The organism is Mesorhizobium sp. P2_C4, assembly GCF_056404575.1.
The window spans coordinates 155,442-176,268 of record NZ_JBFUDT010000010.1; the positions used below are offsets into that span (position 1 = coordinate 155,442).

At 63.3% G+C, this 20,827-nt stretch carries 23 protein-coding genes; 10 read left to right on the forward strand and 13 right to left on the reverse strand.

Annotation, left to right across the window (positions count from 1 at the left end; translation table 11 throughout):
- Positions 1-68 precede the first annotated feature (68 nt).
- Positions 69-845 carry an OmpA family protein gene (locus tag AC1DX6_RS28145; protein WP_477319426.1) on the forward strand — a complete coding sequence of 259 codons (777 nt, stop codon included), beginning with the start codon at positions 69-71 and terminating at the stop codon, positions 843-845.
- Positions 846-897: 52 nt separating this feature from the next.
- Here AC1DX6_RS28145 and AC1DX6_RS28150 read toward each other — a convergent pair whose 3' ends face one another.
- Complete coding sequence (locus tag AC1DX6_RS28150) at positions 898-1,506, reverse strand: TetR/AcrR family transcriptional regulator (RefSeq protein WP_477319428.1); 609 nt, start codon at positions 1,504-1,506, stop codon at positions 898-900.
- 136 nt (positions 1,507-1,642) lie between these two features.
- Here AC1DX6_RS28150 and AC1DX6_RS28155 point away from each other — a divergent pair, with 136 nt between their 5' ends.
- Positions 1,643-2,110, forward strand: a complete 468-nt coding sequence (locus AC1DX6_RS28155; protein WP_477319430.1) for a carboxymuconolactone decarboxylase family protein — start codon at positions 1,643-1,645, stop codon at positions 2,108-2,110.
- A gap of 68 nt (positions 2,111-2,178) precedes the next feature.
- Here AC1DX6_RS28155 and arsK read toward each other — a convergent pair whose 3' ends face one another.
- The 7 genes from arsK to AC1DX6_RS28190 all read right to left on the reverse strand — a co-directional run bounded on the left by arsK (position 2,179) and on the right by AC1DX6_RS28190 (position 7,267).
- Positions 2,179-3,423 (reverse strand): arsenite efflux MFS transporter ArsK, encoded by a 1,245-nt coding sequence (gene arsK / locus AC1DX6_RS28160; protein WP_477319432.1) that lies wholly within the window; start codon positions 3,421-3,423, stop codon positions 2,179-2,181.
- Positions 3,420-4,832, reverse strand: a complete 1,413-nt coding sequence (locus tag AC1DX6_RS28165) for an NAD(P)-binding protein (protein WP_477319434.1) — start codon at positions 4,830-4,832, stop codon at positions 3,420-3,422. Before AC1DX6_RS28165 ends, arsK begins: the two co-directional genes overlap by 4 nt.
- Positions 4,833-4,883: 51 nt before the next feature.
- Positions 4,884-5,204 carry an ArsR/SmtB family transcription factor gene (locus AC1DX6_RS28170; protein WP_477319436.1) on the reverse strand — a complete coding sequence of 107 codons (321 nt, stop codon included), beginning with the start codon at positions 5,202-5,204 and terminating at the stop codon, positions 4,884-4,886.
- Positions 5,205-5,268: 64 nt separating this feature from the next.
- On the reverse strand, positions 5,269-5,691 hold the full coding sequence (gene arsC, locus AC1DX6_RS28175; protein WP_477319438.1) for an arsenate reductase (glutaredoxin): 423 nt from the start codon (positions 5,689-5,691) through the stop codon (positions 5,269-5,271).
- Positions 5,688-6,377, reverse strand: a complete 690-nt coding sequence (locus AC1DX6_RS28180) for an aquaporin (protein ID WP_477319440.1) — start codon at positions 6,375-6,377, stop codon at positions 5,688-5,690. The genes arsC and AC1DX6_RS28180 overlap by 4 nt, the downstream gene beginning before the upstream one ends.
- The gene (locus AC1DX6_RS28185) at positions 6,367-6,891 is read right to left on the reverse strand and encodes an arsenate reductase ArsC (RefSeq protein WP_477319442.1); all 525 of its coding nucleotides are present in this window, start codon (positions 6,889-6,891) and stop codon (positions 6,367-6,369) included. The genes AC1DX6_RS28180 and AC1DX6_RS28185 overlap by 11 nt, the downstream gene beginning before the upstream one ends.
- A gap of 43 nt (positions 6,892-6,934) precedes the next feature.
- The gene (locus AC1DX6_RS28190) at positions 6,935-7,267 is read right to left on the reverse strand and encodes an ArsR/SmtB family transcription factor (protein ID WP_477319444.1); all 333 of its coding nucleotides are present in this window, start codon (positions 7,265-7,267) and stop codon (positions 6,935-6,937) included.
- A gap of 131 nt (positions 7,268-7,398) precedes the next feature.
- On the opposite strand from AC1DX6_RS28190, the gene AC1DX6_RS28195 reads away from it, so the two are divergent.
- Complete coding sequence (locus tag AC1DX6_RS28195; RefSeq protein WP_477319446.1) at positions 7,399-8,016, forward strand: cation efflux transmembrane domain-containing protein; 618 nt, start codon at positions 7,399-7,401, stop codon at positions 8,014-8,016.
- Between the two features lie 112 nt (positions 8,017-8,128).
- On the opposite strand, the gene AC1DX6_RS28200 is transcribed toward AC1DX6_RS28195, so the two are convergent.
- Both AC1DX6_RS28200 and AC1DX6_RS28205 read right to left on the reverse strand, forming a co-directional pair.
- Positions 8,129-8,578 (reverse strand): DNA polymerase III subunit chi, encoded by a 450-nt coding sequence (locus AC1DX6_RS28200; protein WP_477319448.1) that lies wholly within the window; start codon positions 8,576-8,578, stop codon positions 8,129-8,131.
- Positions 8,579-8,595: 17 nt separating this feature from the next.
- On the reverse strand, positions 8,596-10,092 hold the full coding sequence (locus AC1DX6_RS28205; protein ID WP_477319450.1) for a leucyl aminopeptidase: 1,497 nt from the start codon (positions 10,090-10,092) through the stop codon (positions 8,596-8,598).
- Between the two features lie 341 nt (positions 10,093-10,433).
- On the opposite strand from AC1DX6_RS28205, the gene lptF reads away from it, so the two are divergent.
- From lptF to rsmA, 6 genes are all read left to right on the forward strand, one after another.
- Positions 10,434-11,636: an LPS export ABC transporter permease LptF gene (gene lptF, locus AC1DX6_RS28210; protein WP_477319452.1), complete on the forward strand. Its 1,203-nt coding sequence runs from the start codon at positions 10,434-10,436 to the stop codon at positions 11,634-11,636.
- Complete coding sequence (gene lptG, locus AC1DX6_RS28215; protein ID WP_477319542.1) at positions 11,633-12,718, forward strand: LPS export ABC transporter permease LptG; 1,086 nt, start codon at positions 11,633-11,635, stop codon at positions 12,716-12,718. Before lptF ends, lptG begins: the two co-directional genes overlap by 4 nt.
- Complete coding sequence (locus tag AC1DX6_RS28220) at positions 12,718-15,144, forward strand: LPS-assembly protein LptD (protein ID WP_477319454.1); 2,427 nt, start codon at positions 12,718-12,720, stop codon at positions 15,142-15,144. Before lptG ends, AC1DX6_RS28220 begins: the two co-directional genes overlap by 1 nt.
- Before the next feature lie 221 nt (positions 15,145-15,365).
- Positions 15,366-16,301 (forward strand): peptidylprolyl isomerase, encoded by a 936-nt coding sequence (locus AC1DX6_RS28225; RefSeq protein ID WP_477319456.1) that lies wholly within the window; start codon positions 15,366-15,368, stop codon positions 16,299-16,301.
- A 12-nt stretch (positions 16,302-16,313) separates the two neighbouring features.
- Complete coding sequence (pdxA, locus tag AC1DX6_RS28230) at positions 16,314-17,342, forward strand: 4-hydroxythreonine-4-phosphate dehydrogenase PdxA (protein ID WP_477319458.1); 1,029 nt, start codon at positions 16,314-16,316, stop codon at positions 17,340-17,342.
- 10 nt (positions 17,343-17,352) lie between these two features.
- Positions 17,353-18,207: a 16S rRNA (adenine(1518)-N(6)/adenine(1519)-N(6))-dimethyltransferase RsmA gene (gene rsmA, locus AC1DX6_RS28235; RefSeq protein ID WP_477319460.1), complete on the forward strand. Its 855-nt coding sequence runs from the start codon at positions 17,353-17,355 to the stop codon at positions 18,205-18,207.
- Positions 18,208-18,226: 19 nt separating this feature from the next.
- Here rsmA and AC1DX6_RS28240 read toward each other — a convergent pair whose 3' ends face one another.
- A complete protein-coding gene (locus AC1DX6_RS28240) occupies positions 18,227-18,664 on the reverse strand; it encodes a DUF4260 domain-containing protein (protein WP_477319462.1) in 438 nt (145 codons plus the stop codon).
- Positions 18,665-18,754: 90 nt separating this feature from the next.
- Between AC1DX6_RS28240 and AC1DX6_RS28245 the strand changes: the two genes are divergently transcribed.
- On the forward strand, positions 18,755-19,039 hold the full coding sequence (locus tag AC1DX6_RS28245) for a LysR family transcriptional regulator (protein ID WP_477319464.1): 285 nt from the start codon (positions 18,755-18,757) through the stop codon (positions 19,037-19,039).
- Positions 19,040-19,157: 118 nt separating this feature from the next.
- On the opposite strand, the gene gmk is transcribed toward AC1DX6_RS28245, so the two are convergent.
- Positions 19,158-19,814: a guanylate kinase gene (gene gmk / locus AC1DX6_RS28250; RefSeq protein ID WP_477248296.1), complete on the reverse strand. Its 657-nt coding sequence runs from the start codon at positions 19,812-19,814 to the stop codon at positions 19,158-19,160.
- Between the two features lie 5 nt (positions 19,815-19,819).
- On the reverse strand, positions 19,820-20,710 hold the full coding sequence (locus AC1DX6_RS28255) for a YicC/YloC family endoribonuclease (protein WP_477319466.1): 891 nt from the start codon (positions 20,708-20,710) through the stop codon (positions 19,820-19,822).
- Positions 20,711-20,827 lie beyond the last annotated feature (117 nt).

A 20,827-nucleotide genomic window follows, 5' to 3' on the forward strand; every position in this document is an offset into this window, starting at 1 on the left:
GCGCGGTCGCACACTTGTCGAGGCATAGGTGCGGCAGTAGATTAAGCCTGCGTGGAGGCACCAAGACAATGAAGAAATCACTGGGTCTTGTCCTGGCATTTATTGTTATTGCCGGAAGCGCAATGTCTTTCGGCGCGGCCGCCCAGGAACGCGACGTGGGGCCTAAATGCGTGCAGTGGAATGCGCATCGCGTCCTCTTCAAGAAAGGTGACGGCACGATATCGAAGGATTCCGCGAACGCGTTGACGGCTTTCATCAAGGAAGCGGGGCGCGATTGCGGCTACAGGCTTTATGCAACGGCCAGCAAGGAAGGCAATTTCAACAAGGCGTTCGACATTGCTGGTCGCAGGCTCAACGCAACCGGCGACTTCCTCAAGGCCCAGGGCGTCAAGCCCGAAATGGTGCTGGCGCTTTCGCATTGGGTTGACGACGGCGCCGCCGACACCAACACGGCGCGAAGCGCGATCCTGTACACCCTGCCAAAACAAGGAATATCGTGCCGGCAATATGAGAAGCGCAGCCCGGTGCAGGTCGTCTTGTTCTTCGATAACCAATCGTATGTGATTTCAGCGCGGGTCAACGACGACCTTGAGAGGTTCGCCGCCAGCATTCGAGACTCACGCTGCAATGTCGCACTGACGGCTTTCGCGGCCACGGAATTCACCGGCGCCGACGCTGCAAAGACGAACAAGGAACTGGCCAAGCAGCGCTTGAAGGCGATCGAGGATATCTTGACCGCGGCCGGGATCGACAGTGACCGTCTGGTAGACACGAAAGTCGAATACGTTGGCGACCAGAAGCCCAACGTCGTTCGCAGTCGTCTGGCGACCGCATCGCTGATGTAACGGCTCGCCCTGCGGTCGCGATCAGACGATCTCGGCACCAAGCGCCTGACAATTACCTTGTGTTGGCGCTGTCGCGCAGACGCTCCATCTCATCCAGCAGCATGTCGAGGCCGAGCTCGAATGTCGCATCGAATTCGGCGGTGCCGAAGAAGCGGCCGGCGGCCATGACATTGGGAAAATCGCGCGCCAGTTGCTCGTCGCTGACCGTGCTGACCGCCGACGGACCCTTGGCATAGCCTGATGTCTCGTCGAGGATGGCGCCCATAAGGTAGTATCCGGCAGTGCGGAACAGCCGCGCCCCCAGCTCGGCGCTGAAGCCACCGGCTTCGAACAGACCGAGAATGCTGTTCAGCCAGGCGAGGCAGGTCGGCGAATTCATCCGGTAGGTAACGAGGAACGGCGCGAATGCCGGATGCTCACGGCCGACGCGGCGGAAATCCTGCATGGCCATGCGCATCCTTTGCCGCCACAGGAGGCTGGCGTCGGGCATTTCAAGCGCGCCGACCAGCCGGTCGACCAGCGCCTCGTGCAGATGCGCCAGCGAGGGAAAGTGATGGTAGATGCTCATCGCCTCGCAGCCGAGTGCTGCCGCCAGCTTGCGCATGGAAAAGCCGGCAAGCCCTTCCCGCTCGATCACCTCGAAGGCGGCATCCTCGATCATCTGTCGGGAGAGCCGGCCTCCTGTTCGCGTTTTTTTGATCGATGAGTCCATGGCGTTGCTTGACAACTTACACTGTAAGGTTCATTTTTCACATCACCTTACATCGTAAGGCTAACAAACACCAGAGGAGAAAATCATGCCCGCCTACCGCATCCTTTCACCCGTGCCGTCTTCAATCCGCCGCGCGTCCCTGCTCGCCTTTGCCGCCTGCGCGCTTGCGCTGCCGGTGCCTGCCCATGCCGACGATTATGACGCAGCCATCAAGGACATGCAGGCGACGATGGGCGGTGTGCCAAGCTTCGTGAAGCAATTTCCGAAAGCCGGTCTGCCCGGCGCCTGGGCCGAGGTCAAGGCTTTGCAGTTGAGTGACAAGACGGCGCTGCCGCCCAAGGTCAAGTCGTTGATCTCACTGGCCGTCGCAGCGCAGATCCCGTGCACCTACTGCATCTGGTCGGACACGCAGGACGCCAAGCGCGCCGGCGCTACCGACGAAGAGATCCAGGAGGCCGTGGCCGTGTCGGCGCTGACCCGCCATTGGAGCACCGTCTTCAACGGCATGCAGATCGATTTCGACACGTTCAAGAAGGAAATGGGAGGGCAGTAAAGGCTTTGAAGACAGGGAAGCGATGGCCCGGAGAAGCGGGCCGTCGCTTGTCTTGACTTGGAGGCTCATCAGACGATCTCCGCACCAAGTGCCGCGGTGGTCTCATCCGCAGTCTTGCGCGATTTGTTCTGGCTCCGGCTGAGCAAGGCAATCCCGGCAAACGCTGCAATTCCACATAACCCAACCAGCACATTGAGCCACAGCGCCGGAAACACGCCGACGGCGGCAATCATGAAGGTCAGACCAAACGGTGCGAAGGCGGAACAGAACTGACGCGCCGCGGTGATCCAGCCGACATAGGAGCCGTAACGCGCGTGGCCGAACAATTCGAGCGGCAGCGTGCCCGAGACGATGCTCATCAGACCCGAACCGAAACCGAACAGCACGGCAAAAAGGATGGCGCCCGGCACTGACGGCGCCGCGACAAGCAGCACCGCAAGACCGCCAGCCAAAGCCGCGGTGGCGCCGAGCGCCAGCCATGCCTGGGACAGGCCATGGCCGAACAGCATGTTGACCAGGCGGCTCGCCACCTGCGAGGGGCCAAACAGGCTTGCGACAATCACAGCTGCTCCGCCAAGCCCGACCATCGTCAGCAACGGCACCATCTGGACAAGGATCGCCGACAGCATGAATCCTTCGATGGCAAAGCCGGCCAGCATCAGGACGAAGATCGGTGACCAGCCATGGCGTTGCGTGGGCGCCGAGATGCCTGATGTGGCAGGAATGATCCTGTACTCTTCGCCAATGCGGCGCGAAAACCGTGCAAGCCACCAGTGGACCGGCAGGCAGACGCCGACATTGAGCGCGGCGAAGATGGCGAGAACCTCGCGCCAGCCGAGATGGTTGTGCAGCACCGTCGTCAGCGGCCAGAACAGTGTCGAGGCAAAGCCGGCGATCAAGGTGAGATGGGTGATGCCGCGACCGCGACCGCCCAGTTGCACGATGGCAACGAACGCCGTGCTGTAGAGCACGAAGCATGAGGCAAGTTCCATCGCCAGCACCCCGACGGCAAAACCGATCCGTCCGGGCGCCAGTGCACACAGCAGCAGCGCGCCGGCCGCGGCCAGCGATCCAGGCACCATAAGGCGGGCGGCGCCGTATCTGTCCGCCAGGCTGCCGGCAATGGGTGCCAGGGCAGCACTTGCCAGCAGCGATGCCGAAAGCACGGCGAACACCCATTTCGGTGACCATGCCAACTCCGTGGCGATGGCCGGCGCAAGGATGCTGTAGCTGTAGTAGAGCGTGCCGTAACCAATGATCTGGGTGACGCCGAGCGCCCAGATCGCCGAAGCGGGAACCTTGCGGTCGGTCACTCCGCGGCTTCCATCGCGCTCGACTTTGCCACGCCGCAGCCGCAGCCAGCCTTGCCGTCGGCTTTTGCCTCGGCATCAGCGACGCAGCAGGCATCGACCTCGCTTGGCGCCGGACCGCCGCAGCAGCCTTTAGACGTCGCGCCAACTGTCGACGAAGGCACCGTGCAGACGCCCGTTTCCGGCAAAACCAATTGCACGGTGTCGGCGGAAGCGATGTCGCCGGCGATCGCTGCCGCGACCGAGCGCACTTGCTCATAGCCGGTCAAAAGCAGGAAGGTCGGCGCGCGGCCATAGCTCTTGATGCCGGCGGTGTAGAAACCGGGCTCGGGATGGCTGAGTTCGCGGTGACCATGCGGCGGCACGTCGCCACAGGAATGCTCGTTGGGATCGATGAGCGGCCCCAGCGCTTTGACGCTTTCGAGCCACGGATCGAGGTCGAGCCGCAGTTCCCGTGTCAGCGTGAGATCTGGCCGCTGTCCGGTCGCGGCGATGATGCGGTCGACAGGACCGACCTGCCGCAAGCCGTCCTTCGTTTCACCGTCGACGATCAGGCGGCCGTCGACCAGGCGGATGGCCGTAGTGGCAAAGCCGGTCACCAGCGCGACGCGACCGCTTTCGGCGAGGTCGCGTACGTCGGCGCCAAGCTCGCCGCGCGCCGGCAGCTGGTCGGCATCGCCGCCGCCATAGATGCGCACAAGGTCGGTGCCGCGCGTCGCCCAGATGAACGCCGTGTCCGGCTCGACATCGGCCAGTCTGGCAAGATCGAGCAAGGCGGTGGCGGCCGAATGGCCGGAACCTGCGACCAAGGTCGTACGGCCGGCATAAAGCTGGCGGTCGCGGCCGAGAATATCGGGTATGCCATAGGCGATGCGATCGGCACATTCCGCCTCACCTTCGGCAGCAAGGCCGCCGGCGCCGAGCGGATTGGGCGTCCGCCATGTGCCCGAGGCATCGATGACGGCGCATGCCTTGTCGCGTCTTGTGCCATCGGCGGTCTCGACCACCAGCATGAAGGGCCGCGTCTCACGTGCCTTGCTCACAACCTTGTCGGCGCCCCAGCGCGAGATGCCGACGACACGTGCGCCGGTTTCGATCGATGGCGCGAGCGCCGGAAGGTTTGCAAGCGGCTCGAGATAGCGTGCGACGAGCTCATTGGCGGTTGGAAATGCCTCGGGCTCCGGCATCTGCCAGCCGTGCGCCTCCAGCAGTGCTCGGGCCGCCCGATCGACGCAATAGCGCCAGGGCGTGAACACTCGGACATGGCCCCAATCCCTGAGGTTGGAGGCAACGCTGCTGCCAGCCTCGTAGAGTTTCACCGGCAGGCCCTGGCTCAGCAGATGGACGGCCGCCGCCAGACCGACAGGGCCGGCACCGATGACGGCGACAGGGAGATCACTTCGCATGGCCATTTTACGCCTTCCATATTTCCGGGATTACCGAAATACTAGACAAAAAAGAGATCAGGCGGCGGCGTCTTCCGCTGGCGAATTGCAAGCGGCGTCGGCGCAGCATTCGTCGGCGAGGAAGCCGATGAGGTCGTTCATGATGGGATAGTTGGCGCGGCAGATCAGCGTCGTCGCCTGCCGCTCCTGCGTCACCAGGCCTGTGAGGATCAGCCGGTGCAGATGATGCGACAACGTCGAGGCGGCGATTCCGAGGCTTTCCTGCAGAGTGCCGACCGGCCTGCCCGCACCGCCGGCCCTGACCAGGATGCGATAGAGGTTCAGCCGCGTCGGGTTGCCGAGCGCTTCAAGCTGTTTTGCTGCTTGTTCGAGTTTCATCGAAATAGCATAGGCCAGCGAGCGCGGTGGTCAAGCCCTATTTCGACAAATATCGAAATATAGCTCACACAAGCCGTCTGCCCTCGGCGTCAATGACGACTTCGCCGTCTTCCTTGGTGAAGGGGCCAATGTCGGGATTGGGCAGGATATCGAGCACTGCTTCCGACGGCCGCGCCAGAACGACGCCGCGCGGCGTCACCACGATCGGGCGGTTGATCAGGATCGGATGCGCCAGCATGAAATCGAGGATCTCGTCGTCGCTCCATTTGGGATCGCCAAGGTTGAGCTCGGCGTAAGGCGTGCCCTTCTCGCGCAGCAGTTCGCGCGGTGTCATGCCCATCGCCGCGATCAACTCGACCAACTTTTCACGCGATGGCGGCGTCTTCAGATATTCGATCACCTGCGGCTCTTCACCGGACTGCCTGATCATCTCCAGCGTGTTGCGCGACGTGCCACAGGAGGGGTTGTGGTAGATGGTGATGGTCATTGCGCGGCTTTCGTTGTTGGCATGGTTTTGGGTTCAGCGAGCAGCCAGCCGGCCAGCGCGATGGCGAGCAGCGCGCCGACCAGCTCTGCGCCGATGAAGGCCGGGACATCGAGCGGCCTGATGCCGGCAAACGTGTTGGAGAAGGCGCGCGCAATGGCGACGGCCGGGTTGGCAAACGAGGTCGAGGCGGTGAACCAGTAGGCTGATGTGATGTAGAGTCCGACCAGCCAGGGAATGGCGTCGCCGCGAAAGCGCAGGCCGGCCAGGATGGTGAAGACCAGGCCGAAGGTGGCCACCAGTTCGGCGATCCACTGGCCGTTTCCGCTCCGCACTGTCTGGGAAATCTGCAGGATCGGCAAGTCGAACATGGCATGCGCCAGGAAGGCGCCTGCGATGCCGCCGAGAATCTGGGCGGCGACATAGCCAAGCGCCGCGGTCGTCTCGATGTCGCGCCGCAAGGCAAAGACCAGCGTCACCGCCGGATTGAAGTGCGCGCCGGAGATCGGCCCGAGAATGGTGATCAGCACCACCAGCATGGCGCCGGTCGGGATGGTGTTGCCGAGCAGCGCCAGCGCCACGTCGTCGGTCAGCCGGTCGGCCATGATGCCCGAGCCGACGACCGCGGCAACCAGCATGGCGGTGCCGAGGGCTTCGGCGACGAGGCGGCGGGACAGATCAGTGGTCATGCTGTTCAGCCTGCGTTGGACGATTGCGACCGATCTCATCCAGCCGTTTCTGCAAAGCGAGCTTGTCGACCGTATTCATCGGCAGACTGACGAAGATCGAAATCCGGTTGTTGAGCATGCGGTAGGCATCGGCGAACGCCAGATGCTTCTCCGCATCCGTGCCCTCGACGGCGGCAGGGTCGGGCACGCCCCAATGCGCCGTCATCGGCTGACCGGGCCATACGGGGCAGGATTCATTGGCTGCGTTGTCGCAGACGGTAAAAACGAAATTCATTTCTGGCGTACCGGGCACCGCAAATTCTTCCCAGTCCTTCGAACGGGCAAAGGACGTGTCGTAGTTGAGGTTTTTCAAAAGTTGCAGAGAGTAAGGATGAACCACGCCCTTCGGGTGCGATCCCGCCGAAAACGCCTTGAACCTGCCGGCGCCGACGCGGTTCAGTATCGCCTCGGCGAGAATCGATCGGGCGGAATTGCCGGTGCACAAAAACAACACGTTATAGATCTGATCGCTCATGGCTTCCTCCCCTAACACTTGCCCGGCTTAACAATTGCCCGGCTTAACACTTGCAGGTCACGGCCTGGATGATCGGTTGGCAAAGCTCCGGCGCGCCGTTGCAGCAATCCTCCATGAGGTAAGCAAGCAGGTCGCGAAAACCGGTCATGTCGGCGACGTAGCGGATGGTGCGCCCCTCGCGCTCGGCCCGAACCAGCCCGGCATGGTCGAGGATTTTCAGATGCGCCGACATGGTGTTCTGGACGATATTCAGCCGCGCGGCGATCTCGCCGGCGGCCACGCCATCGGCGCCGGCTCGCACCAGCAGGCGAAAAACCTCAAGTCTGGTGTCCTGGCCGAGGGCAGCGAGTGCGAGAAGTGCTTTTGTCTTGTCCATGCATCCATAAATCCGGAATTAAGGATGCTTATCGCCGCGATATGACAGATGGATGACAGGCAGCGCCCGAAGGTCGGAAGGCGACGGTCCAGTCAATCCGGCCGGAAAGGGGGGTCTGTTTCGCGAAGCTGATGGCCCAATGCAGCGGTCTCGTTTACTTTCAGAAGATGAACCTCCCCCTCCGTCGCATCGTCTTTATCGTCGCGCTGCTCAATCTCGCCTATTTCGGGATCGAGTTCGCTGTGGCGCTAGCCATAGGGTCAGTGTCCCTGTTTGCCGACAGCATCGACTTTCTGGAAGATGCCTCTGTAAATCTCCTTATCCTGCTGGCACTTGGCTGGTCGGTACGCTCTCGCGCACGTGTGGGGATGGCTCTGGCACTCATCCTGCTCGTGCCCGGTCTGGCCACGCTCTGGACGGCCTGGGAGAAATTCAACGTGCCGGTGCCGCCGCAGCCGAACGCCTTGACCCTGGCGGGACTGGGCGCTTTGGCCGTCAACCTCTCCTGTGCCTACATGCTCGCCGCGTACCGTCATCGTGGTGGCAGCCTCACAAAGGCCGCTTTCCTGTCGGCCCGCAATGACGCCTTTGCCAACGTCGCCATTGTTGTCGCCGGGCTGGTCACGGCTTTGCTCTGGCACTCCGCCTGGCCCGATTTGATAGTGGGTTTAGGGATCGCGGTTATGAACGCCGATGCGGCCCGCGAAGTGTGGGAAGCTGCCCGTGAAGAACACCGTGCGGCGGCCTGAGACCTAGGCAGAGCTGGGCTACCGGATGGAACGCACAGCTCGATCGGTCGGGAAAATTCTCAATCCACGCTTTGCACAAATTGAGATTGAGACGCCACCCGCCAGGGTCTTGCTAAGCCTTGCGCTCCCAGCGCCGGTCCGGCGTCTGCTGCCAGTATGTCACGGCGTGGCCGGCACCCTTCATCGTCTTCCAGTGCCCCCGCGCCGCCTCGACCTGGACGGCGTCGTGGCCGTCGAACATGAATACCGCGCGTTCGTAGCCGGCAAGTTCCGGCGGCATCGCGCCGTCGACCAGGAAGCGTATCTTTGCCTCGTTCGGATTCTCCTGGCCGGTGGTCAGCAGAATCGGCTGCTCCGCCGGAAAGGCTTCGCGATCCGTTGCATGGGCCAGGAACGAATCGTCGCGAAAAGTCCAAAGGTGCTGGTCGAGCGCATCGCGCCGCTCTTCGGTGCCCGTCTGCACCACGGCGCGCCAGCCGCGATCGACGCTGCGCTCCAAGAGGCCGGGAAGCGCGTCCTCCAGCGTCGATTCAGTCAGGTGGTAGAACAGGACGTCGGCCATGATTGCGCCTTGAAAGCCTATCCCTCGTAGTTGTCACGCACCAGCCGGTCGAGCAGCCTGACGCCGAAGCCGGAACCCCATGACTGGTTGATCTCGCTCGGTGGCGAACCCATGGCGGTGCCGGCGATGTCGAGATGCGCCCACGGCGTCTCCTTGACGAAGCGCTGCAGGAACTGCGCGGCGATGATGGCGCCGCCGTAGCGACCGCCGATGTTCTTCATGTCGGCATTCTTGGAATCGATCAGCTTGTCGTATTCAGGCCCGAGCGGCATGCGCCACAGCCGCTCCTGGGTCGCCTGCCCGGCCGCCGTCAACTTTTCCGACAGTTCGTCATTGTTGGAAAACAGGCCGGCATGATGTTGGCCGAGCGCGACCATGATGGCGCCGGTCAGCGTCGCCAGGTTGACCATGAATTTCGGCTGGAAGCGGTCGTTGCAGTACCACAGCGCGTCGGCCAGCACGAGACGACCTTCGGCGTCGGTGTTGAGCACCTCGATGGTCTGGCCCGACATTGAGGTGACAATGTCGCCGGGGCGCTGCGCATGGCCGTCGACGGCATTTTCGACCAGCCCGATGATGCCGACGACATTGGTTTTCGCCTTGCGCGCGGCAAGCGCGTGCATCAGCCCGGTGACGGCGGCGGCACCGCCCATGTCGCCCTTCATGTCTTCCATGCCGGAGGCCGGCTTCATCGAATTGCCGCCGGTGTCGAAGGTGACGCCCTTGCCGACAAAGGCCACGGGTGCGTCCTTGGCCTTGCCGCCATTCCATTGCATGACGGCCATGCGGGCGCCGCGCGGCGAGCCCTGGGCGACGCCGAGCAGGGAGCCCATGCCGAGCTTCTTCATCTCCTTCTCGGCCAGGATCTCGACCTTGACGCCGAGCGCCTCCAACTCCTTGGCACGGGCGGCGAATTCCACCGGTCCCAGCGCATTGGCCGGTTCATTGACAAGATCGCGAGCGAGAAGCACGCCGTCGATCACCGCCACCTCGTCGGCAAAAGCCTTTTTCGCTGCGGCAGGGTCGGCGGTGTGGATGGTCACCTTGACCGGCTTCTTCGGTTCGTTCTTGCCGTCGTCCTTGTCTTTTTTGGTCTTGTATTTGTCGAAGGCATAGGCACGCAGAAGGATGCCCGCGGCAACGCTCGCCGCTTGGCTGCCGGCAATGGTGGCGCCCGGCACGTCGAGCACGACGGCCACTTCGGCCGCCTTGCGCAAAGAGGCGGCGATGGTGCCGCCAAGCTTCAGCCATGCATAGTCGTCGAGGCCGGACACCTTGCCGGCGCCGATCGCCACCAGCCGGTCGAGCGCTGTCCCCTCCGGCGCCAGCACTTCGACGAGACTGGCGAACTTGCCGGTGAAATCGGCCACCGGGAACGCCCGGTCGAGGGTTTTCGCCGGATCGCAGGCCTTGGCCGGCTCGCCAAGGCCGCCATCGTCAGCCGCCAGCACGAAGACGCTGCCCTTTTTGGGCGCGGCAAATTTGGCGAAGGCGATCGAAGGTCTCGAATTCATCAGGTCCTGCTTTCGGGGAACGGCTAGGCTTTCGGGGAAGTGTGCGCGACATTTGGTCGTTTTCCGGCATTTGGCAAGACTTTGCCGAAATTGCATCCCATATGCGCGGTTGAATCGATGGCGATTCGTCGCGGCACGGCCCCGCTTCCTGCCGCAACCTGTTGTTAACCATTGATGTTCGCCCTTTCTTATCCATTGCCGCCGACACTCCGGCACGCGGGACGGCGATGTGGAACGGGACCGGATCGAACCGCCGGATGGAAGCAGTTGTACAGGCGCCTGCGGACGACTACCTTGTCGGCAGGCATGATGCCGTTCGGCAAAATCGAGAAAAGCCTTAGATGAAGGTCGTTGAACGCTACATCATGCGTCGCGCTTTGGCGGTGTTCCTGGCTGCGCTGGTCTGGACGCTGGCCATTGTGTGGACGACGCAGGTGCTTGCCAAGATCGACCTCGTCACCGACAGCGGTCAGTCGGCGCTGACCTTCTTCGAGGTCGCGGCGCTGATCATCCCGACGATCGTTCCGATCGTGGTGCCGTTCGCCCTGGTGGTGGCGGTCGCGCAGACGCTCAGCGTCATGAATTCCGATTCGGAACTGGCCGTCATCAACGCCGCCGGTTCCTCGCGCTGGACCATTGTGCGGCCGATCATGCTTTTGGCGCTGGGCGCGGCGGTCTTTTCCTTCGCGGTCGACAATGGCGTCGAGCCCTATGCGCGGCAGAAGAATCGCGAGTTGGTGGCGTCGTCGCGCGCCGATCTGTTGTCGCTGATCATCCAGGAAGGCACGTTCCGCAAGATCGATGAGGGCCTGTTCCTGCAGATCGGCGAACGGCTTCCCGACAACCGGTTGGGCGGCATCTTCGTCGCCGATTCGCGCGAGGAAGGCGCGGATCTGGTCTACTACGCCAAGACCGGCAGCGTCGTCGAACGCGGCAACGAGAAGGTGCTGATGATGAATGACGGCGTCATCCATCGCAAGACACTGACCGGCGACCTCTCGGTCATCCGCTTTTCCTCCTATGCCTTCGACCTCTCGGCGTTCATGTCGGCGGCGAACGAGGTCACGCTTTTGCCCAAGGACCGCACGACGCAGTACCTGCTCAATCCTGATGCCAACGACAAGATGTACCAGCGCCAGCCGGGCCGCTACAGCGCCGAAATCAACCAGCGTTTTTCCGAATGGTCGTACTCGCTGGTGTTCGCGCTGATTGCGCTGGCGGTGGCCGGTGACGCGCGCTCGCACCGTGAGGCGCGTATCCATCCGCTGATCACGGCCATCGCGATTGCACTGTTCGTGCGCTGGCTCGGCTTCTTTGCCGCCGGCAAGGCCGACAAGATCCCGCAATACGCCTATATGGTCTACGGCGTGCCGATCGTGGCTTCATTGGTTGCGATCTGGTTCATCGTCTCCAACCGGGCCATGGAACTGCCCGGCGCCTGGGCCGACTGGATGACCAATTTCGCCGGCCGCGTCAGCGACGGCTGGACCGCCGTCAAGCTGCGCTTCGCCAGGCGCGGCGCGTCCGGGCAGGGAATCGGCTGATGGGCTGGACTCTGGGCCGCTACTTCTTCTTCCGCTATGTGGCGATCACGGTGTGGTTCTTCATCGGCCTGCTGGCGCTGGTGTTCCTGATCGATTTCACCGAGCTTTCCGGCCGCATCGTCGGCCTGCCGGGCTTCACCTATGGCTCGGCATTCGCCATTTCGGCGCTGCGAATGCCGATGATCATGCTGCAGACGGTGCCGTTCGTCGGCCTGTTCTCGGCAATGGCGACGCTGGTGTCGCTGAACCGCAAGTACGAGCTGGTCATCGCGCGCTCGGCCGGCGTTTCAGCCTGGCAGTTCCTGTTGCCGTGCTGTATCGGCGCGCTCTTGTTCGGGGTGTTGTCGGTCGGCATCATCAATCCGATTGCCGCGCACGCCTTCTCCTGGTCCGAACAGATAGAAACCGAGCTCCGCTCCGGCAAATCGAACGCTGTTTCGCCCGACGCGACGCCCTGGATCCGGCAGAAAACCAGCTCCGGCGACACCATCATCGGTGCCCGCGCCATTCTCAACCAGGGCCTTGAGATGTCCGACGCCGTCTTCTTCGTCCTGTCTCCGCAAGGCGACATCGTCGAACGCAAGGATGCGGCGCGGGCCTTCCTGCGCGACGGCTACTGGGAGCTGCAGGACGTCAAGGTGTTCAAGAACGGCACCGTCCAGTCGCTGCCCAGCGACCGGGTGGTGACCAATCTCAAGCCGGAATTCGTGCAGGAGCGCCTGGCGCGCCCGGAAACCATCCCTTTCTACGAGCTGCCGGGCAAGATTGAGGTTGCCCGTTCCTTCGGCCTGAAGGCAAATGCCTTCGCCATGCAGTTTGATTCGCTGGTGGCGTTGCCGTTCCTGCTTGTCGCCATGACGCTGATTGCGGCAACAGTATCAATGCGATTTGCGAGGATGGGGCAGTCGGCAACGATGATTCTGGGTGGCGTCCTGGCCGGCTTTCTGCTTTATGTCGTTTCGGTGCTGGTCAAGGCATTCGGCGTTGCGGGATTCGTTCCCACAGCCGTGGCTGCATGGGTTCCGGTTGTCGTGGCTATGTTCTTCGGGGTGACATTCCTGCTATACAAGGAAGACGGCTAGTGAGGGAGGCGGTTTTGCGCAGCCATAGGCAGGCCGGTTTGGCGCGCCTTTATGGGGCGAGCGCCTTGGCATGCCTGCTCGCCTACGCCGTGCCGATGGCCCCTGCGCTGGCGCAGGACGTTACCGACATGGCGTCGAAGGTTCCGGCCGGCACACAGATGCTTTTGGCCGCGGATACGCTTGTCTACAACAACGACAACCAGACCGTGACCGCCGTTGGCGCCGTCCAGATCGACTATGGCGGCAATCGCCTGGTCGCCCAGCGGGTCGTGTACGACCGCAACACCAAGCGCCTGGTTGCCAGCGGTGCTGTTGAAATCGTCAACAGCGACGGCACCAAGATCAATTCGGACCATATCGACATCACTGACGATTTCGCCGACGGCTTCGTCAACGCGTTGCGCGTCGAAACCCCGGAAAAGGCCTATTTCGCCGCCGAGAGCGCTGAGCGCATGGGCGGCGTGCTGACGACCTTCCACAACGGCGTCTACACCGCCTGCGAGCCCTGCGAGGACAAGCCGGACAAAGCGCCGACCTGGCGGGTCAAGGCCAGGAAGATCATCTGGAACGGCGAGAAGAAGACGGTCCGCTTCGAGAACGCGAATTTCGAGTTCTTCGGCTTTCCGCTGGCCTACCTCCCGGCATTCGAGATCGCCGACCCGACAGTCAAGCGCAAGAGCGGCTTCCTGATCCCCGGCATCGTCTACAAGAGCGACCTCGGCATCGGCGTCAAAATCCCCTACTATTTCGCGCTGTCGCCAACTTATGATCTCACCGTCACCGGCAGCGGCTATACCAAGCAGGGTTTCCTCGGCGAGGCCGAGTGGCGCCAGCGCTTCAACAATGGCGAGTACAGCCTGAAGATCGCCGGCATCCGGCAAGAGAATCCCGACGAATTCATCGACAGCAGTGGCAACAACGTCAATTCCGGTGCCGTCGGCGACCCGAACAAGTTCCGCGGCATGATGGGCACCAAGGGCCAGTTCGCCATCAACCCGCGCTGGGATTTCGGCTGGGATGTGATGCTGCAGTCCGACAAGAACTTTTCGCGCACCTATGCCATCGAAGGCTACAACGACGCCGTCCATCAGTCGACGGTCTACCTGACCGGCCTCAACGGCCGTAATTATTTCGACGTGCGCGCCATGCGGTTCCAGGTCCAGGAAAACACCCTCGACAGCAACATCACCGCACGCGCCGACAAGCAGCCATGGGTGCTGCCATCGCTCGACTATGCCTACATCCCCGACATGTCGGTGGCCGGCGGGCAGTTGTCGTTCAACGTCAACGCTCGGGTCATCCGCCGCGACGATCTCGATGAAGCCTATTTCACCCCCTATGTGCCGGCTTCGGGCACCCAGCGCGTGCGTGGCATCGAGGGCGAATCCGGCCGCCTCACAGCCGAGGCCGAGTGGAAGCGCACCTTCACCACCGATGGCGGCCTGCAGCTGACGCCGCTGCTGGCGCTACGCGGGGACGCCAACTACCTCACCGCATCCTCAGCCTCGCTGGCCGCTGTCAACGCCATGGCCACAGATCCTCGGATCAACGTCGACGACGACATGCGGTCGTCGCTGGCTCGCTATATGGCGACCGCCGGGCTTGAAATGCGCTGGCCGGTGCTGTTCTCGATGCCCGGCTCCAGCCATATCGTCGAACCGATGGCACAAGTCTTCATGCGCCCGAACGAGCAATATGTCGGCGGCCTCAGCGTTCCCAATGAGGACGCACAGAGCTTCGTCTTCGATGCCACGACGCTGTTCGAACGCGACAAGTTCTCCGGCTACGACCGCATGGAAGGCGGCACCCGCGCCAATGTCGGCTTTCGCTACTCCGGCGCCTACGACAATGGCTGGAGCACCAATGCGATCTTCGGCCAGTCCTACCAGCTGGCCGGCCAGAATTCGTTCACCGCGCCAGACCTGGTCAATGCTGGTGTTGCTTCGGGCCTCGACAAGCCTACCTCCGACTATGTCGGCCTCGTCGGCTTCAACAGCCCCAGCGGCTTCTCCGGTTCGCTCAGCGGCCGTTTCGACGAGCAGAGCTTCGAGGTTCGCCGCGCCGAGGTGAAGGCGGCCTATTCCGGCCTGCCGATTTCGCTGAGTGCAAAATACGCCTTCATCCAGGCGCAGCCGCTCTACGGCTTCACCACCGACCGTCACGAGGTCACACTTGGCGCCTCGACGCACCTTGCCGAGAACTGGCGCATCTTCGGCACCGGAACCTATGACCTGCAGCAAAGCGTGCTGGTCAAGGACGGGGTCGGCTTTGCCTACAATGATTCCTGCTTCACCTATTTGATGACGTTCTCGGAATCGCGCGACTCGGTCACCAAGGAAGTGTCGCAGAATGTCGGCTTCAACCTGTCGTTCCGCACGCTGGGCGATTTCGGTTCGTCCACCAGCGCCGTCGACACGATCCAGTAACAGGCGACCGGCTAACGAATCGGCCCGAAGTCCGGAATTGATTTTGCTGCGCTGACCTTCGATCAGGAAAAGCGCGATGTTTGGATTCAAAGTGTTAGAGCGTATTTTGTGCGTCCCGGAGTGGACGCACGCGACGCTAGCGACATTGTTTTGCCGCATAAAGCAGGCACGGGTTTTGGCTCCCTGGCACGGGGTTGGGCGGGAACCAGGATAGATTTGGGATGCTTTCGATGAGGAAATACCTCTTTTCTGCAGGTTTCGCGCTGCTTGTGGCGGCGACTTCGGTCTCGATCACCATGATGACGCCGCCGGCTTTCGCCAGCGAGATCAAATACGTCGTCAACGACGTACCGATCACCACCGGCGACATCGCGCACCGGGCCGCGTTCCTGCGCCTGCAGCACAAGAAGGGCGACGCCGCCAAGGAAATGGTCGACCAGACGCTGCGCGTCACCGAGGCCAGGCGCCTCGGCATCCGCGTCACCGACGCCCAAGTCGAGGCCGCCTATCAGCGCTTTGCCTCGACCAACAAGATGCAACTCAAGCAGCTTGACGGCGTCATGGCGCAGTCCGGCGTCAGCAAGGAGCATTTCAAGGAGTTCATCCGCGCCCAGATGGCCTGGAACCAGGCACTCAGCGCGCGTTACCGCGCGGACAGCGGCGGCGGGGCAGTCAGCGAACAGGATCTCGTCAAGAAGATGCTCGAGAAAGGCGGCACCAAGCCAAGCGCCACCGAATACATGCTGCAGCAGGTCATCTTCGTGGTGCCGGCGGCCGAGCGGGGCGCCACGCTGGCCAAGCGCAAGCGCGAGGCCGACGCCATGCGCGCCCGCTTCAACGGCTGCAACACCACGCGAGAATTCGCCAAGGGCCTGATCGACGTCACCGTGCGCGATCTTGGCCGGGTGCTGGCGCCGCAATTGCCACCGGACTGGGCCGAGCAGATCAAGGCCACCAAGGTCGGCGGCGCCACCACCACGCGCGAGACGGATCGTGGCGTCGAGTTCATCGGCATCTGTTCGTCGCGCGAAGTCTCCGACGACAAGGTCGCCCAGATGGTGTTCCAGGCCGAAGGCAGCACCGACAAGAACGCCGACGAGCTCAGCGTGAAGTATGTCGAGGAGCTGCGGAAGAAAGCCCGCATCGTCCAGCGCTGACCTGGCTTGGCCGTGCTTGACGCAGAGCTTCCGCTGGCGCTGAGCGTCGGCGATCCTTCCGGTGTCGGGCCGGAGATCGCCATTGCCGCGTGGCAGGCGCGCGACAGCGCCGGTGTACCGCCGTTCTACCTTCTCGCCGACCCGTCGCTGATTGCCGCGCGGGCGCATCGGCTCGGCGCCGATGTGGCGATCGTTGAGACGACGCCGGTGCAAGCGGCACGCGTCTTTCGCCGCGCCCTGCCCGTCGTGCCGCTGGTTGCCGGCTTCATCGACAGTCCCGGCCGGCCGGACCCGGCCAATGCCGCCGGCACCATCGAGGCCATCGACCGCGCCGTGGCCGACTGCCTTGCCAGCCGGGCCGCGGCCGTCGTTACCTGCCCGATCGCCAAGAAGCCGCTCTACGATGCCGGCTTCGGCTTCCCTGGCCACACCGAATATCTGGCGCATCTGGCGTCGCTTCACAGCGGCGTCGAGGTGACGCCGGTGATGCTGCTGGCCGGGCCTGAGTTGCGCACCGTTCCGGTGACCATCCACATCGCGCTGGCCGAGGTGCCGAAGGCGCTGACGACAGAGCTGATCGTCACCACCGGCCGCATCACCGCCGCCGATCTTGCAAGTCGTTTCGGCATCGCCAAGCCAAGGCTCGCCATTGCCGGGCTCAATCCGCATGCCGGCGAAGCCGGTGCGATGGGGAGCGAGGACGAGCGCATCATCCGCCCGGCGATCGACATGTTGCGCGCGCTTGGCATCGACGCCTTCGGGCCGCTGCCGGCCGATACGATGTTTCATGCGCGCGCCCGCGCGGGCTACGATGTGGCGATCTGCATGTATCACGACCAGGCGCTGATCCCGGCCAAGGCACTGGCCTTTGACGAGGCGGTCAACGTGACGCTCGGCCTGCCCTTCATCCGCACCTCGCCCGACCATGGCACCGCCTTCGACATCGCCGGCAAGGGCATAGCGCGCGCCGACAGCCTGATCGCGGCGCTGGTCCTCGCCCGCAGGCTGGCCAATACCGGAACGAAGGTCGCAGCCGCATGAGCCCTCGGACATGAGCATCGACGGGCTGCCGCCGCTGCGCGAGGTGATCGAGCGCCATGGACTGCAGGCGAAGAAGGCGCTCGGCCAGAATTTCCTGCTCGACCTCAACCTCACCGGCAAGATCGCGCGTACCGCCGGCGAGCTGACAAACTGCACGGTGATCGAGGTCGGCCCCGGCCCTGGCGGGCTGACCCGGGCGCTGCTGCTTGCCGGCGCCCGCCGCGTCGTCGCCATCGAGCGCGATGAGCGCTGCCTGGCGGCGCTGGCCGAGGTGTCGGACCACTATCCCGGCCGGCTCGAGATCATTGCCGGCGATGCCCTGAAGACGGATTTCGCCGCCCTTGCCCAGGAGTCATCAGAAAGTGGCATGCCTGGAAGTGGCGGGTCGGTGAAGATCGTCGCCAACCTGCCTTACAATATCGGCACCGAACTTCTGATCCGCTGGCTGACAATTGCCGAGTGGCCGCCCTTCTATGCCTCGATGACGCTGATGTTCCAGCGCGAGGTGGCAGAGCGCATCGCGGCCAACCCCGGCAGCGACGCCTATGGCCGGCTGGGCGTGCTGGCCGGCTGGCGAACAGAGGCGAGGATCGCCTTCGACGTGCCGCCGCAAGCCTTCACGCCGCCGCCCAAGGTGACGTCCTCGGTGGTGCATCTGGTGCCGCGCGCCAGCCCCTTGCCCACCGAGGTGGAGAAGCTCGGCCGCGTCACCGAAGCGGCCTTCGGCCAGCGCCGCAAGATGCTGCGGCAGAGCGTCAAAAGCCTCGGCGGCGAAGCCCTGCTGACCCGCGCCGGCATCGATCCGACACGGCGTGCGGAAACCTTGAGCGTCGAGGAATTCGTGCGGCTGACCAACGCGGTGTAAGCCGAACCGCTCGTTGCCGTCACGTGGCGCTGTTCGGCGTCGCCCGACCGATGCGGCCAAGATGGGTGTCGGAAAACGCAGTCGCATATTTGAGGCCATAGCCCAGCGCACGATCTATGCCGATATGCGCGACCCAGATCAGTGCCAGGCTGACGAACCAGGGCGCATGCGCCACCCAAGCCAATGCTGCCAACAGACCGGGTCCGACGTAGGTATGCACTGCGTTGTAAGCGATGGCACCGGCGCGCGGGCCGGCGAGAAAAGCAAACATCGAAAGGTCGGGTACCAGCAGCAATACGGCAAACCAGCCCCAGCTGCCGCCGGACAGCTGATAGGCCCACACCGTCGCGGCGACAGCGGCCAATCCCTCAAGGCGAAGCAGAATGCATGGGACGCCGGTGACCGCGAACGGCGACGAGGAAAAGCGCGAGCCGGGTAGAATGGCGTTGCTGGTCACAGTTCAAATACCTCAAAAAAATCAATGACACACGAACATTGCCTGGCATTCAGCTTCGAGTCTATCGTCGCAACATAACCAGCGCTTCGAATGAAAATGACCATGACGGCTTCTCCCAACTGGGATCTGTACACGACCTTTTTGTCCGTGATGCATAATGGCAGCCTGTCTGCGGCCGCACGCGCGCTTGACAGCGCGCAGCCCACGGTCAGGAGGCAAATTGCCGAACTCGAAGCCGCCCTGCGCTGGGTGTTGTTCACCCGATCCAAGGCAGGCCTGGTGCCCACCGAGGCTGCTCACGCGGCTTATCCTTTCGCGCAGACCATGGCCGGCCAATGCTCTGGCCCGCTCGATCTCGGGCCAGGAGCACGATAAAAGGGCTGGGTCGTCATGCATGAAGATCTGAAGGCGGTGCGCAGGGTGCGCCTGGTGTTCGACGCCCTGTCGAGAGGCCTGGCCGCCTATGCGCATGGATAGGTCTCGGGTTGGCGATCTAATCCGTCTTCTCGTCGAGCAGGCCCGAGACAAAATCGAACAGGCCCGGCCGGCGGTCGCGCCTTAGCCGCTCTGCGGTGACGATGCCGCGCACCTCGGCGAAGGCGCGGTCGAGATCGTCGTTGATGATGACGAAATCATATTCCTTCCAGTGCTCGATCTCGTTGCGGGCGTTTTTCAACCGCATCTCGATCACCGATTCCTGGTCCTCGGCGCGGCGCTTCAGCCGTGCCTTCAATTCCTTCATCGACGGCGGCAGGATGAAGATCGAGACGATGTCGGCGCGCATCTTCTCCTTGAGCTGCTGGGCGCCCTGCCAGTCGATGTCGAACAGCATGTCGCGGCCTTGCGCCAGCGCCAGTTCGGCCGGCTCGCGCGGCGTCGCGTAACAATTGCCATGAACCTCCGCCCATTCGAGCAGCGCGTCGGAATCGCGCAGCCGCTCGAACTCGCGCATGGTGCGGAAGTGATAGTGGACGCCTTCGATCTCTGAGCCGCGGCGCGGCCGTGTGGTGACGGAGACCGACAGTTCGAGGCTCGAATCGCTTTCCAGCAGATTGCGCGCGATCGTCGATTTGCCGGCGCCGGACGGCGACGACAAGACCAGCATCAGCCCCCGACGGCGAATGCGGGAACCTACATCCTTGGCGGCCATCGGGGTTACTCCAGATTCTGGACCTGTTCGCGAAACTGGTCGACCACTGCCTTCAGCTCCAGCCCGATGGCGGTCACCGCCGCGGCGTTCGACTTCGAGCACAGCGTATTCGATTCGCGGTTGAATTCCTGCGCCAGAAAATCGAGCTTGCGGCCAATGGCGCCGCCATTTTCCAGCAGTGCCCGGCCCGACGCCACATGCGTCTTCAGCCGGTCGATCTCTTCGCGGATGTCAGCCTTGGTGGCGAGAAACGCCGCTTCCATGTGCAGGCGGCCGGCGTCTAGATTGGCCGATGCGTCCATCAGCAGCCGGACCTGCTCGGCGATGCGTTCGCGGATCGCCGCCGGTTCGCGCGACGGATCGGCCTCGGCGCTGAGCGTCAGCACCTCGATGGCGTCGATGTGGCCGGACAGCAGCGCGGCAAGTGCGGCGCCCTCGCCCTGGCGCGCCAGCTCCAGCCCGCCCAGCGCCACTTCCAGCGCCGACACTATCGCCGTATCGAGGGCTGCCCGCGCCTCTTCGGTTTCAGTGCTTTCGGGAATGTCGAGCACGCCGCGCAGTGCCAGCAGTCCGTCGGCCGTCGCGGGTGCTACGCCGAACTGTTCCTGCAGCCGCTTGGCCAGTCCGGCCAGATCCTGCAGGAAGGCTTCGTTGACCACCGGCTGAGCTTGTGTGCCGGCGGCGCGACCGATGGTCAGCGTCGCCTGGAAATTGCCGCGCGAAAAGCGCTTCTGCAACGTCTGCCTGACCGCCGGCTCCAGCCGCTCAAAACCTTGCGGCAGCCGCAGCCTGACCTCGACGCTCTTGCCGTTGACCGACTTGACCTCCCAGGCGATCGACGTGCCGTCCTGTTCGGCGACAGCGCGCGCAAAACCGGTCATGCTCTGCAAACTCATGGTTTCCGTACGTCCCCCTGGCGGCACGACCCCGAAAGCGCTCCGGATCATGCCTGGCTTCAAAATGCCGGAGCGTCCCATGCGTGTTCAATCCGACGCTGGGCGCTCTTATTAAGT

Coding starts and splice junctions, on each gene's coding strand:
- AC1DX6_RS28145 (WP_477319426.1), top strand. CDS start 69: ATGAAGAAATCACTGGGTCTTGTCCTGGCATTTATTGTTATTGCCGGA.
- AC1DX6_RS28150 (WP_477319428.1), bottom strand. CDS start 1,506: ATGATCGAGGATGCCGCCTTCGAGGTGATCGAGCGGGAAGGGCTTGCC.
- AC1DX6_RS28155 (WP_477319430.1), top strand. CDS start 1,643: ATGCCCGCCTACCGCATCCTTTCACCCGTGCCGTCTTCAATCCGCCGC.
- AC1DX6_RS28165 (WP_477319434.1), bottom strand. CDS start 4,832: ATGGCCATGCGAAGTGATCTCCCTGTCGCCGTCATCGGTGCCGGCCCT.
- AC1DX6_RS28170 (WP_477319436.1), bottom strand. CDS start 5,204: ATGAAACTCGAACAAGCAGCAAAACAGCTTGAAGCGCTCGGCAACCCG.
- arsC (WP_477319438.1), bottom strand. CDS start 5,691: ATGACCATCACCATCTACCACAACCCCTCCTGTGGCACGTCGCGCAAC.
- AC1DX6_RS28180 (WP_477319440.1), bottom strand. CDS start 6,377: ATGACCACTGATCTGTCCCGCCGCCTCGTCGCCGAAGCCCTCGGCACC.
- AC1DX6_RS28185 (WP_477319442.1), bottom strand. CDS start 6,891: ATGAGCGATCAGATCTATAACGTGTTGTTTTTGTGCACCGGCAATTCC.
- AC1DX6_RS28190 (WP_477319444.1), bottom strand. CDS start 7,267: ATGGACAAGACAAAAGCACTTCTCGCACTCGCTGCCCTCGGCCAGGAC.
- AC1DX6_RS28195 (WP_477319446.1), top strand. CDS start 7,399: ATGGCCCAATGCAGCGGTCTCGTTTACTTTCAGAAGATGAACCTCCCC.
- AC1DX6_RS28200 (WP_477319448.1), bottom strand. CDS start 8,578: ATGGCCGACGTCCTGTTCTACCACCTGACTGAATCGACGCTGGAGGAC.
- AC1DX6_RS28205 (WP_477319450.1), bottom strand. CDS start 10,092: ATGAATTCGAGACCTTCGATCGCCTTCGCCAAATTTGCCGCGCCCAAA.
- lptF (WP_477319452.1), top strand. CDS start 10,434: ATGAAGGTCGTTGAACGCTACATCATGCGTCGCGCTTTGGCGGTGTTC.
- AC1DX6_RS28225 (WP_477319456.1), top strand. CDS start 15,366: ATGCTTTCGATGAGGAAATACCTCTTTTCTGCAGGTTTCGCGCTGCTT.
- rsmA (WP_477319460.1), top strand. CDS start 17,353: ATGAGCATCGACGGGCTGCCGCCGCTGCGCGAGGTGATCGAGCGCCAT.
- AC1DX6_RS28245 (WP_477319464.1), top strand. CDS start 18,755: ATGAAAATGACCATGACGGCTTCTCCCAACTGGGATCTGTACACGACC.
- gmk (WP_477248296.1), bottom strand. CDS start 19,814: ATGGCCGCCAAGGATGTAGGTTCCCGCATTCGCCGTCGGGGGCTGATG.
- AC1DX6_RS28255 (WP_477319466.1), bottom strand. CDS start 20,710: ATGAGTTTGCAGAGCATGACCGGTTTTGCGCGCGCTGTCGCCGAACAG.